Below are 13,510 nucleotides of genomic sequence, written 5' to 3'. Positions count from 1 at the left end.
ACATTCGTTTTATTGTTTCCAATCCTCATCCGTTTCCTTCAAAATATAAACCGGACGTTTCTTCGTCTCTAAAAAAGTTTGGCCGATATACTTCCCAACAATCCCCAGGCAAAGCAGCTGCAGCCCGCCCATTCCTAGAATCATCACCATCAAAGACGTCCAGCCACTTGTTTCGTTCCCGAAAATTAAGGTTCGAATTGCGAAAAAGAGAGCTAATAAAATTGCGATGACAAAGGTGATAAAACCGATAAAAGAGGCAATCGCGAGCGGAACCTCGCTAAAAGCAACGATTCCATCAAGCGAATATTTGAACAGTCCCCAAAAGGACCACGAAGTTTTCCCGGCATGGCGCTCTACGTTGCTGTACTCTAAGTACTTTGTCTCGAAGCCGACCCAACTGAATATTCCTTTCGAAAAACGGTTGTACTCAGTCATTTCTAAAACAGCGTCCACCATTTTACGCGTCATTAACCGATAATCACGTGCCCCATCGACTATATCGGTGTCGGAGATGCGATTAATGAGTTTATAAAAATATTTGGCGAAGAAAGATCGAATCCGCGGCTCGCCCTCCCGGTTAACCCGTTTGGTGCCGACACAGTCATAATCTTCTGTTTTAAGCGTGCGGTACATCGAAGGCAGCAGTTCAGGCGGATCTTGTAAGTCTACGTCCATCACCGCCACATAATCGCCCTCCGCGTGCTGCAGGCCGGCATAGATGGCTGCTTCCTTACCAAAGTTGCGGGAAAAAGAAAAATAATGCACGCGCGAATCAGTTGTGGCGAGTTCTCTTAAAATAGATAACGTTTGATCAGATGATCCATCGTTAATAAATAATAGCTCAAAATCTACTATGGCGGTGCCTTCCATGATTTCAAATATTTTTTCATAGAAAAGCGGCACCATTTCTTCTTCGTTGAAGCATGGGATAATGATGGATATTAGGTCTTTTTGCAAGGTGTTCAGCTCCTGTGATTGGCATTCATATGGAGTTATCTTAACATATTGTAACATCGAAAATATTATTTTTGCTCTAGTATATTTTTTCGTTAATTTTATAAAAAAAAAGAGAAATAAGGAAAACTCCCTACTTCTCTTACGCAATATTTAATAAGTATAACCAACTTCGTCTACATCCCACTGCGGATTAATTTCTGAAGGGCTCCCATTAAAGAACGTATCTCCATACTCTAAGATACTTGGTTTTTCAGATTTCAATAAGTTGAATGTATAACTTCTTGATAAGCTTTGACCTGGCATTAAATTATTAAAGAAACCATACTGCGGCTGATTCGTTCCATCTGTTAGATACAGTTTAAAAGTTTCTTGGTTAATACGTTGATTAGTAGTATTAGTCTCGGTGTAATAAATCGTAAACTGATCTGAATCAGCACCCTCTATATAAGAAATATCTGTTATTTGAACAGTAATGCCGTTTGCCGCAACCCGAGGATCCGTAAGTAAAAGTGGTCGTTTTTGTACTTCAAACTCTGCCCTACTTAAATCAGCACTTATATTGTTTATACCAAATGCTTCACCTTCAGGGAAAATAATTGATACAGATCCGTGTATATCTGTCACAATAATACTCTCTACTGTATATTTTCCTTCCCCCACGCCCATGTAGGATGGATAAGCATCAATAGTTGCTTCATAAATTCCTTGATCTATTTTAAGAAATTCAGATGATTTATCCCAACCATTAGGAAGAGAATAAGTTACTAACATTTTATAAACTTCTTCTTCATTAACTTCTGCATGCATGGTTAACTTATTAGAATTCCATTCATCCAGATAAAGTAATTCTTCTTCAATGGATAAAGTATTAATTTTAATTGGTCCAATAGCAGCAATACTATCCGTAGCTTGCTGAACTGTAATTTGAGAAATAGGTTCGTAGTTCACTCTACTGATTTCTTTTGATGAAACTTCTATGTTATTTATATATGTTACTTCTTTTGTAACTTCATCATATCCTTCTGACCCATTCTGAATATTTCTTATTTCTCCACTTTTTAGTAAATTAGAATAAAAAGTAGTGCTAGGGAACGGAATATAATTTTCATATATTACAACATTGTCTACTCTTGTTTCTTTTGTTCCAATTCTTACAATTTTATTAGTAGGTAAAGTGGTTTCTCTAGAAATTTCTTTTTTAGATGTTTCCTTTTCATTAGTATAAGTTACTTCATAGATTACTGTGTCGAAGCCATCTTTACCTTCTTGTATAACTTCTGTTTTCCCTTTTTCAAGCGTATCATCGAGATTTTCAACTATTTCAAAAGGTAAAATCTTTTCTTTTACCGTTTCTTTCTTTACTGTTATTACTTTTTTCGTTCCAACTTTAATTACTTTATCTTGTGGCTTAATTGTCTCACGAGATATTTCTTTTTTACTTGTTTGTTTCCCAGCTTTATAAGTAATTTCATAGGTTACGGAATCGTAGCCATTAGCTCCATTTTTAGTAACTTTAGTTTCACCTTCAAGCATTGTACTATCTTTCTCTTCAATCGTTTTGAAAGCAACTTCCTTTTCTTTAGCTTTTACTGTCTTTTTCTCAATTTTTACATTTTTTTCTAAATAAGGATTATTGGTTTTCCCTGGAGCAGGTTCACCTTTTTTTACTAACTTAATTTCAATTCCTTCTAACCTTTTTGCATAACCAGCAGTTCCTGCCTCTTCACCATTTTTAGCCCAGTCTAGCCAACCAAAACTTTGAGCATGTACTCTGTAAAAAATATCATAATGTTTAGCAATTTCCCCAGTTAGTTCAAGTTGTATTGCTTCTAAGCGTTTAGCTTCACCAACGGTTCCACTTAAAGCATCATTTGTTTTCCAGCCCATCCAACCATATTTCTCAACATGAGTGCGGTATTTTACTCCTCCAGAATATGGTAAATTTGATAATTTAACTTTAATACTTTCCAGACGTTTAGCTTGTCCTGAAGTACCACTCATTTGACCATCTTTTCTATAATTCTGCCAACCAATAGATTGAATCTGTGTCCGATATGAAACAGATGGAATTGGCACATATTCTTGGAAAGCGAGACCGTTTCCGGTAGGCCCTTTATTCCCCTTTTCAACCAATTTTATCTCGATTGCTTCTAAACGATAGGCGTAACCTGCAGTACCGGCTGATTCTCCATTTTTAGCCCAATCTAACCAACCAAATTTCTGAGCATGAACACGGTAATAAATATCGTAATGAGCAGCTAATTCGTCTGTTAGTCGAATTTCAATTGCTTCGAGACGCTTTGCTTCTCCTGTAGTTCCGCTTAACGCTCCATTTTTTTGCCAATCCATCCAACCATTTTTTTGAACATGAGTACGATACTCAATCGTTCCCTTTAAATCCGTATTGCCTATATTAATTTTAATTCCTTCTAATCTTTTTGCTAATCCGATTGTTCCACTCATTTTTTCTTCGCTTACATCTTTTTGCCAACCATAAGATTGGACATGAGTAGAATAGGATAATGTAGGGCGAGTTGCAGCTTCTACAGTAGCAACGTCGGGAATGGACGTAGTATATTCTCCTACTCTATCAAACATCCCTAAGCCAGAAGACATTAATTGAATAATTACCAAGCTTATTGCGCTTCTTTTCACAAACTTTTTCATTTCAACACTCCTTTCGTATGAGACAATTATACTCTATGTTGTCAAACAAAAAATACATTAAAAAAGACGTTTTTAGTTATATTTTAATCGTCCGATGACACATTTATAATGAATGGGTCATACCCGATCCTTCAACTTGAGAAACTAACCAAGATTATAAATTTTATAACATTTATCAAAAAAAGATCCGCTAATCGCGGATCTTCCTCTACTTATTTCTTCACAAAAGCCCGATTCGTACTTCCCGGAGCCTTCTCCCCTTTTCGTACCAATCGCACTTCTATACCCTCTAAGCGTTTGGCTAAGCCTTCCGTCCCTGCTGACTCTCCGTTCTTCGCCCAGCCTAACCAGCCGTAGCTTTGTGCGTGAACGCGGTAGTAAACGTCATAGAACTTCGCCATTTCTTCAGTAAGCTTGATTTGGATTGCTTCTAAGCGAAGGCCTTTTCCTTGTGTACCGCTCAGTTGCCAATTTTCTGTCCAATCTTGCCAGCCTTCTTTTTGAACATGCGTACGGTATTGAATCGTGCCTGACAATGATTGGGTGAAAACATTCATCAGGATTCCTTCTAGGCGCAATCCTAATCCAGAAGTTCCGCTCATTTTTCCATTCGATACAGTCGATTGCCAGCCTTGTTTTTGAACATGCGTTGTATAGTTTACAGTTGGTTTGCTTACGACAAAAGGACGTGTTGTAGTACCAGGTGCTTGACCGCCTTTTTTGACGAGTTGTACTTCAATTCCCTCTAGGCGTAAAGCTAACCCTTCTGTCCCTGCTGATTCACCATTTTTAGCCCAACCCAGCCAGCCAAAACTTTGCGCATGAACACGGTAGTAAATATCATACTTCTTAGCAAGCTCACCCGTTAATTTCATCTGGATTGCTTCTAGACGTAACGCTTCTCCTTCTGTTCCACTGAGTTCGTTATTGGATTTCCAAGCTTGCCAACCGATGGATTGAATATGAGTTCTGTACTCAATCCCTCCTGTATAAGCTAAATCAGAAGCAGTAATTTTAATCGCTTCTAAGCGAAGTGCTTCGCCTTCTGTGCCACTCATGGCACCATTGCTCACGTAATCTTGCCAGCCTTTTTTCTCAACATGTGTGGTGTAAGAAACAACAGGCTTAATCATAACAAAAGGCCTTGTCGTAGGACCAGGAGCCGGCTCGCCTTTCTTGACCAGCTGAATTTCGATGGCTTCCAAACGCTTGGCTAACCCTTCTGTACCAGCATCTTCTCCATTTTTCGCCCAGCCTAACCAACCATAGCTCTCTGCGTGAACGCGGTAGTAGACATCATACTGTTCTGCAATTTCACCAGTTAACTTGATGCGGATTGCTTCTAGACGTTTTGCTTTACCTACCATTCCACTTGGATCACCGTTTTTCGCCCAATCCATCCAGCCATAGCTTTCTACATGTGTTTGGTATTCAATACTTCCTTCCATTGGTAGGTTATCCAACGAAATTTTAATTGCTTCTAGTCTTTTCCTCGCACCAGAAGTTCCACTCATTTCACCATTTTGAACCGCATCTTGCCAGCCAATGCTTTGAACATGGGAAGAATAAATGACATTTGGAATCTTCTCGGTTACTACCACATCAAATTGCTGCATAGACATACCGTAGTAATCTTCAAGGTAGATATTCCCATTTTGGAAATAAAGCGGGTTTCCTGCTTCATCGATTGCGTGGAAATAAAGAATCTTCCAAGTTCCAAGTTTGGTATTCTGATCAACGGTAAAAGAAGCTTCATAAAGCCCGTTAGACTCGTTATAAACAAATGGTACATCTATAATTCCACTACCACTCTCTTCTGTTAACTCTTCGTCTTCATGAATTAAACGGACATGTGCAGCTTTGATTGCTTCATTATCTGTTAACTTTACTCGATACGTTACTGTGGAGCCTACTTGCGCTTCTTTTTGGCTTACTTGAATCGTATCTTTGTGTAACAAAGGACTTTCTTCGTCTGCTTGAAGTTCATTCACGGTAAAGAAGTACTGGCTTACATTATTCGCTGCCAACTCATCACGAAGCAAGATGTAATTAAAATCTAAATCAAATGCCTCGATTTGAGATACTTCCCATTTACCGGGCATGACATCTTCAATAATTTCAACAGATCCTTCGTATTGTTCAGTTCCAGGATTATATTCCATCACTACTGTATAAGGCAGCTCAACCGCTGGGTTATATAAATTCAAAGTAACATCTTGAAGTTCTGTTTGGTTGTCCATTTTTAAGAAGATATCCACTTTATCGCCAAGTTTTGCTTCCTTTTTGGAAAAAACGAGCGATTGAACAGTTAGTTGTTCTACTATAGCGACATCATAGGCTTGTAGATTAAAGGTTTCTTCATCATGAGCCCAAATAGAACGAGACTCTCCATTTTCAATTAATTCAATTTTATTAATGGATAATACTCCATAAGGAACCTCATCATTCAGTTCCACTTGAGCTTCAAAGCGATTGGTTTCCGCTTGATAAGTCATCATAAATTCTTCACTATATTCAGAATCAGAATTAGAAAGGGTCAATACAACTTGTGAATCTACATCCACATCCGTAACTGGAACTGGAACGCTATACGTAAGGATGTCCCCTTTTGCTGCTCGTTGTTGACTAACCGTGATCGTAGTTGGATCAATAATCGGTGTAGTTACCTCAGAGATAACGGGACTTGTTTGTTCATTGCTTTCACTTAGTTCTGCAGCAGAGACAACGAGTGGTGAAACAGCATTTAATAATAATGATGCGATAATAATACTTGAGCCAACTTTTTTCATGTCCTTCTCCTCTACTTCTTACTGTTTAACATATAATTCAATGGTATCATTTTCAGTCAAAATGTCTATGTTTTATCGTTAAATTATATAAAAAAGCGTGAATTCAACTTGTGAACTCACGCTTTATAGGTTAATAAAATCCTAAATCCTTACTATAGTTTTTACCAGTTGTAATATCATAGAGAATCAAATCATATTCATTCATTACCAACTGTGTACTTGGTCTCAAATCAGCTCGACTATAGTGTAATTCAGTTTCTCTCTCCAGATAGATCCCCTTTTCAAAGGCTGGTAGAATTTGTTCCATCCGCTCCAGCATAGCAATGAACGGCGTGATAGGAGCGTTCGTCAATTCCAGCACATGATTCATGAAATAGATGGGACTAATCGTTCCAATACTTTGACTATCTTCGGAGAAATTTGTATAAAACAACAGTGGTGTCTCATGCATCCGAACATGACCATTCAAGTCGAATAATTCTTCACCATAAAAGCTTGGTAAGTGGTCACCCCAGAATACAACCATTGTTTTTTCCTCTGTTGTATCTAATTCTTTTAAGAAGTTATCTAATGCGATATCGCTATACTGAATTCCTTGCGCATAGTGAGCGACTTCTAAGTTATAAGGAGCTCCTTGAACTTCAAAATCCACATTTTCATACTTATGTACGAACGGTTTATGATTTTGCATCGTCACTAAATGCACAAAATCTTTCCCATCTGACTGTTTCATCACATCCATTACTTCCTGATACGTTGATTCATCAGAAATAAAAGTATTCTCATCAATTCGCTTTGTATAGGTCATGTCATCTTGAAAAAGGAATTCGTCAAATCCTAGCGATTGGTAATTTTCTAATCGTTTGTACATGGTTGTATTATATGGATGAATGGCAGTCAAGTGGTGCCCCGCTTCGGCCATCAAATCCGTCACTTTAGGGAAGCTCTTCATTTGATTACTTAATTGAATAAAGGGAGTTGTAATATTAGAAGCCAGCGGTTCCAATGAAATTCCCGTCAATGCTTCAAATTCAATATTAGCGGTTCCTCCGCCGTATCCTTGTGAAAATGACAACCCACTTCGATATCTTTCTGCCCATTCACGGTAAAGCGGCATGGGGTCTTTCGAGATTTCCATTCCTTCAATCCGAGTTGGATCCGAGAATGTTTCGCTCATAACAAAAATGATATTGTATTCTTCTAACGCATTCGTTCTTATTTCGTTGACACTAGCAGCTTCTTGAGCATACTTTTTATAGATTTCTTCGATTTTTTCTTTGCTGTACTCTTTTGGACGGTTAACTGCTGGAGATTTTAAGTTGTACATTAAACCAGTAACTACACCGTTCTCGGTATAATTCTTCTCTTGACTATAGGAAATCCAGTTCGTACGTTCATTAAAAGCAGCACGTATTAAATTACCTGGTTGATTAAATTGGTAAGCATAAAACAATAATCCTGAAGTTATTATAAATCCACTCAAACGAATTACTTTCTCTGTTCTTCCTACCGAACGTTTTTTTCTTTTTTTGAAAAAGAGAATCAGGCTTCCAACCAATAAGGCAAGAATTACTAGAGTTCCAATGACAATTCCGATTTCTACCATTTCCAAAAGAAAGCCGAAGTCTTTTAAGAAATACACATCGCTCGGGTAAAGCGGTTCTCCCCGATAGAGCATCTTCTGTTGGGTACCGATTCCAATCAATAGGCTAATAAAAAGCAACAAAAAGGAAGATAACCCAGTTGATGCGGTTAAAAAGAAAAACCAGAGGAATAGTATGAATACAACTCCCGCTTGCAAGATATTTAGTCGAGTTTTGTAATCAAAAAAATGAAGCGTTGCTTCAAAATCATATTGAAAATGAAACCATTGTAATAAAAAAACTACTAATAAAGAAACAAGTAACCCGATTCCAAACGTCAGGAAAGTCGACATTACTCTTTTTTTGTTTATCAAAGTCTTACCAAACCTTTCTAATATGAATACTTATATTTAATCAATAATAACAAAAAAAAGAGCAACAGACCAACTTTTTTGAAAGTTATCTGCTGCTACACTTATTATCGATAAAAAGAATTGCTTGTCGAGCCAGGAGCTCTGCTGCCTTTTTTAACGATTCTAATTTGTAATGCTTCCATTCTACGTCCCAATCCTTCTGATCCGGAAGGAGCACCATTTTTGGCCCAACCTGTCCAACCGTACGTTTGGATATGGGTTCGGTAATAAATATCAAACTCTTGCGCCATGGTTCCAGTTAGATTAACTTTAATAGCCTCTAGCCTTTTCCCTTCTCCAACTGTTCCACTTGTCATACCGTTCGATACTTTTGGTAGCCAACCGTATGTCTGGGCATGAGATTGATACTCAATCCCACCTGTATAAGGCGCATTTGATAAAGATACTTGCAAAGATTCTAATCTGCGGCCTTTTCCAACAGTACCGGATAGTTGACCGTCCTTCACTGGAGATGTCCAGCCATCATATTGTAATTGAGTGGCATAGTTGACTATAGGAGTTGAATACGTGCTGAATGATTTTCCAGAAGTATTTACTGGTACTTCATCTTTCCAAGAAATGATGACTTCTATTGAACGGATTTTTTTACCGTATCCTTCTGTACCAGCTGGTGCACCATTCTTCGCCCAACCTGACCAACCAATCGTATCGGAGTAAACACGATAATAAATATCATAACTCTTTGCGCCTTCTCCTGTTAAGTTCAGCTTAACAGCTTCCATGCGCCATCCATTTCCAACATTTCCAGCATTCGAACCCTCTTTAATGTTATTGACCCAACCTTTTTTCTGAATATGGGCAGAGAAGTTAATGCTGATATTATTATTGTCCGGAAAACGGAAACGTAAGTCTTCTACTCGCAAATCGTCTCCAACATGCCCCAATGAAAGGCGTGTTCCACTTGTTTTCAACCAACCATGCTTTTGTACGTGATACTCTGCTGATAACACAGGTACTTGATCATATTTATTAAGTTGATAAGTTTCTATAATCGAAATTAATTTATTCGCATAGCTTGGATCTGTTGCGTAGCCCGCATCTTGTAATGCTTGTGCTGCTTTGCGGTAATCTTTCTCTCCGATAACGTGACGGTAATTATTTCTCCGCCACTCTGTTCCCGTGAAGAAGTTCCCATGGTCACGAATACTTTCCAACCAGTTATTATAATGTCTAAACGGCGCTACTACATTGTACCAGTATCCTTCCTTGATAACTTTTCCGTTTTTATCCTTAACTGGATCGGCATATTCTCTTGTTATTACATTATAGACTTTGCCTTTCCAGTCAGTGGAGGCTTTAATGCCAAAGAGATTATTCGCATCCAAGGCTAAACCACTTAATCCCCATGCAGATTCTAGTGCCCCCTGAGCAATTGTAATAGATGGTAAGATACCAGATGTTACACTATCTTCAACGGCATATGGGGAAATTTTGCTGATAAAATCATCCACATGTGGAATTCCCGTAGAAAATGCGCGCATCATTCTTGCAGAACTATTTTTTGATTGTAAATCCTCTTCCATCATCTGCATCGCAAGTTCATGAATTTCGCTGCGATTATATTCTGGTAAATCAGGAAGCTCTTCCTGTACCTCTGCCGGCGTTTCTTCTTGAACTTCTTCTTCAATTGCTTCTGTTTCTTCTTCAGCAGCAGGTTCTGGCTGTGATTCTTTGACTTCCTCTTCTACAACTTGCTCAACCGGTTCTTCCTCTACCGACTCATCTGACTCTATTATTTCTTCTGTGGATTCTTCTACAACCGGTTCTTCTATGGAGCTTTCTTCTTCAACAGGAATTTCATCTCCTGACTCCACATTTTCTTCAATAATTGCTGGAATCTCTTCTGAGGAGGGAATCTCCTCGGTCTTTTCCACTTCTGTTGGATTAACAATTAATTCTTCAGTAGCAAACACAGGACTAATAGAACTTGCAAAAAGGGTACTAGTGGCGAACAATATTTTCATTGGAATTAGATGTTTTTTTCGTTTCATTCCAGTAAACGTCCTCCTTAAATTATGAATGTTTCCTTACAAAGTATAGTATAAAAAATTACAATATCTAAGAAATACTGACTTTTGTAATAGAACCGTAATAAAGTTTGTTCAGAACAATATAGAAATAAACAGCCAACTCTAGCGAGTTGACTGTTTATCCAAAACTATTTGAAATACTGAACAACTCCGTTTGTAAGAGCCTTCGCTAGTGTTTCTTGGTAACTACTCGTTTTTAATTTGTTTAACTCAGCCAGATTACTCATAAAACCAAATTCTACTAAAATAGCTGGCAATTTTGTTTCACGTAAAACGGCAAAGGTTTCCCGTTGCACTTGGCGATTATATGCTCCGGTGGCTGAGATAAGAGAGTTTTGTACCGCATGAGCAAGTTTTTCACTCTCTCTCAATCTTGTCGGGTCATTGTGTTTATCTTTGTTAATCGCTGGTTGGTATTCTGGATCATATTTATACCAGAATGTTTCAATTCCATTTACGTAAGAGTTCCCTGGCATTGCATTGTTATGAAGACTGATAAAAATATCTGCATTAGAAGCATTTGCCATCTTAGAACGCTCTGTACTATGATCTACAAAAACATCCGTTGTCCGAGACATAATGACATCAAATCCGGCAGCTTTTAGATGCTTTTCTACCCGGAACGCGATTTGCATATTCAAGTCTTTCTCTTTAGTATTGTAATAATTTGCTCCACTGTCTGATCCACCATGACCTGGATCGATGAAGACAACCTTCTTCTTCGGTTGAGGTTTTGGCACTTCTTTTTTGAAAGCTTTTGATTCATTTACAGCAGGAGCAGGCAAACCTTTTTCGATAAGCTTGATTTCGATATTTTCAACACGTTTCCGCATTCCTTCTGTACCGGCCGACATTCCGTTCTTCGCCCAGCCTAACCAACCATAGGATTGTACATATACGCGATAATAAATATCATATTGCTGCGCCATTTGTCCGGTTAAGTTCAATTGAACAGCTTCCACTCGTTTCGCTTGTCCAGTTGTTCCGCTAAGTGCTCCATTGGATACCTTATTCATCCAGCCATGACTTTCTACATGCGTGCGGTATTCCACGCCTCCTGTGTAAGGATCATTTTTTAATGAAACTTTCAAAGCTTCCATTCGAAGGGCACGGTCTGTTGTTCCGTTTGGTTTCCCATCTTTTGATTCAGCAAGCCAGCCTAGGCTTTGGATATGGGTCGAATATACAACAGAAGCTTGATCCACGGTACGGAATGCCGATCCTCCACGGTTGAAGGCCTCACCTTTTCGTACAACTTTAACTTCCAACGCCTCTGCACGGAATCCGTATCCTTCAGAACCAGCAGGCTCTCCGTTCTTCGCCCAACCAAGCCAGCCGAATTTTTGTACATGAACACGGTAATAAACATCATATAGAGAAGCATTCTCTCCAGTTAGTTCTAGTTTAATGGCTTCCATGCGTTTTCCAGCTCCTGGCAATCCATTGATTGCGGAACCATTGGACCAATCCATCCATCCATTACTTTGCATATGAGTAGAATAGCGAACATTGACACCCGGAATATTTTCAATTCCTACGCGAAGTGCTTCTAGTCGTTTTGCTTGTCCGCTTGTTCCACTTAAAGCACCATTTTGAGCCGGCGTTTGCCAACCTTGTCCTTCTACGTATGAGCTATAAGAGACGACTGGTTTAACAGTAGGGTTTTTCCCCGCAGTCTGATCACTTGTTATAAATGTTTGTGCAGTGTCTCCAGGAGCAGATTCCCCTTTTTTCACTAGCATGATTTCAATAGCTTCTAGTCGTTTTGCTAATCCTTCTGTACCTGCTGGAGCACCGTTCTTCGCCCAACCAAGCCAGCCATAGCTTTCAGCATGGACGCGATAATAAATATCGTATTGGCTTGCCTTGGAGCCTGTTAGATTAATCTTAATGGCTTCCAACCGTTTTTCTTCGCCAACCGTCCCACTTATCGCATCGTTAGAAACTGCTGGCAACCAGCCCTTTTTCTCTACATGAGTAGAATAGCTGACACCTAAATCGGAATCTTTGATATTAATTTTTATTGCTTCCAACCGTTTGGCTATTCCTTGTGTTCCAGCCATTTCACCATTTATAGCATCAGCCATCCACCCCTTTGATTGGACATGGGTAGAATAGGTAACCGTTGGCACACTTGTAACAAGTTGGAAAGGAGTCATTGTTCTTGCAGCCTTCTGTGGTTGTGATGGTTTTTGTTCAGCTTCCGTTGCTTCATCTACCTCAGCAACCTCTTCTTCAACAACTGTCTCTGGTGCGGACTCTTCTTCCTCCACCACTTCTTCTGTCTCTTCTACTTCCTCAATAGGAGTTTCTTCAACGACTTCCTCTGTTTCTTCTTCATCTTCAACAGGTGCCTCTACTTCTTCTTCGGAGACTTCTGGTTTCTCATTCAAAGCAATATATTCTTCTTCGCTGAGAATCGTACGGTTCTCTCCTTCTGCAAAAACATATTGGAATAACTCTTTCTTTTCTAAAATAATTCCATTTTCATCTATCATCATTGCTTGTTCAATCGAAGAACCATTCTCATTCAGTTCAATCGGCAAGTACATTTCCGTTGTGACAGCAGGAACAACCTCTTCTACCTCAAAGGTTTCGGATTCCGTTACGTGCAAGCGGACAACTTCTTGTGATTCATGTTCTAGAGAAACCACTTCGTCCCCAACAGGAATTTCCCAAGGAATGGTTTCAGTTAGGGCATCTGGTTGAGTTATTAAATACTCAGCTCGAATAGCTGTTTTTGTTTCGTCTTTCCATTCTATAAATCTCAACGTAGTTGTTTCTGATAAAGGATATAAATGTTCATTTCCATCGAATGTCACTTTCAAGTAAGTTAAATCTTTCACTTCTTCACTCACTTGAGCGTCAGACTCGGAAGCAAGAGCAACTGGGATTGGCAGGCTCGTTTGCAAACCAATCATCAAACTAGTAAAAAGGGCCGCTAATTTTCTTCCTCTCATTCTATTAAGTTACCTCCAAAAATGTTTTAAGTTTATAATAAATTTAGTGTACCATAAATAGAAGTCCTTCTGGCAAGAAAATTGAAGACA

General features: G+C 38.8%; 6 protein-coding genes. All 6 read right to left on the bottom strand.

Annotated features, from left to right (window positions below; translation table 11 throughout):
• Nucleotides 1–9 precede the first annotated feature (9 nt).
• The gene (locus tag PVE40_RS02950; protein ID WP_274730381.1) at nt 10–957 is read right to left on the bottom strand and encodes a glycosyltransferase family 2 protein; all 948 of its coding nucleotides are present in this window, start codon (nt 955–957) and stop codon (nt 10–12) included.
• Between the two features lie 150 nt (nt 958–1,107).
• Nucleotides 1,108–3,624 carry a G5 domain-containing protein gene (locus PVE40_RS02945; protein WP_274730380.1) on the bottom strand — a complete coding sequence of 839 codons (2,517 nt, stop codon included), beginning with the start codon at nt 3,622–3,624 and terminating at the stop codon, nt 1,108–1,110.
• 212 nt (nt 3,625–3,836) lie between these two features.
• Nucleotides 3,837–6,413, bottom strand: a complete 2,577-nt coding sequence (locus PVE40_RS02940) for a hypothetical protein (protein ID WP_274730379.1) — start codon at nt 6,411–6,413, stop codon at nt 3,837–3,839.
• 130 nt (nt 6,414–6,543) lie between these two features.
• Nucleotides 6,544–8,349 carry an LTA synthase family protein gene (locus tag PVE40_RS02935; protein ID WP_274730378.1) on the bottom strand — a complete coding sequence of 602 codons (1,806 nt, stop codon included), beginning with the start codon at nt 8,347–8,349 and terminating at the stop codon, nt 6,544–6,546.
• A gap of 125 nt (nt 8,350–8,474) precedes the next feature.
• The gene (locus PVE40_RS02930; RefSeq protein ID WP_274730377.1) at nt 8,475–10,421 is read right to left on the bottom strand and encodes a glucosaminidase domain-containing protein; all 1,947 of its coding nucleotides are present in this window, start codon (nt 10,419–10,421) and stop codon (nt 8,475–8,477) included.
• A 167-nt stretch (nt 10,422–10,588) separates the two neighbouring features.
• Nucleotides 10,589–13,420, bottom strand: a complete 2,832-nt coding sequence (locus tag PVE40_RS02925) for an N-acetylmuramoyl-L-alanine amidase (protein WP_274730376.1) — start codon at nt 13,418–13,420, stop codon at nt 10,589–10,591.
• Between the last annotated feature and the right edge of the window lie 90 nt (nt 13,421–13,510).

Source organism: Jeotgalibaca caeni, assembly GCF_028863945.1.
Taxonomy (GTDB): Bacteria; Bacillota; Bacilli; order Lactobacillales; family Aerococcaceae; genus Jeotgalibaca; species Jeotgalibaca caeni.
The sequence above is the reverse complement of the archived record's forward strand: the minus strand, read 5'-3'. Positions and strand labels throughout refer to the sequence as shown.

Coding starts and splice junctions, on each gene's coding strand:
- PVE40_RS02945 (WP_274730380.1), bottom strand. CDS start 3,624: ATGAAAAAGTTTGTGAAAAGAAGCGCAATAAGCTTGGTAATTATTCAA.
- PVE40_RS02940 (WP_274730379.1), bottom strand. CDS start 6,413: ATGAAAAAAGTTGGCTCAAGTATTATTATCGCATCATTATTATTAAAT.
- PVE40_RS02935 (WP_274730378.1), bottom strand. CDS start 8,349: ATGTCGACTTTCCTGACGTTTGGAATCGGGTTACTTGTTTCTTTATTA.
- PVE40_RS02930 (WP_274730377.1), bottom strand. CDS start 10,421: ATGAAACGAAAAAAACATCTAATTCCAATGAAAATATTGTTCGCCACT.
- PVE40_RS02925 (WP_274730376.1), bottom strand. CDS start 13,420: ATGAGAGGAAGAAAATTAGCGGCCCTTTTTACTAGTTTGATGATTGGT.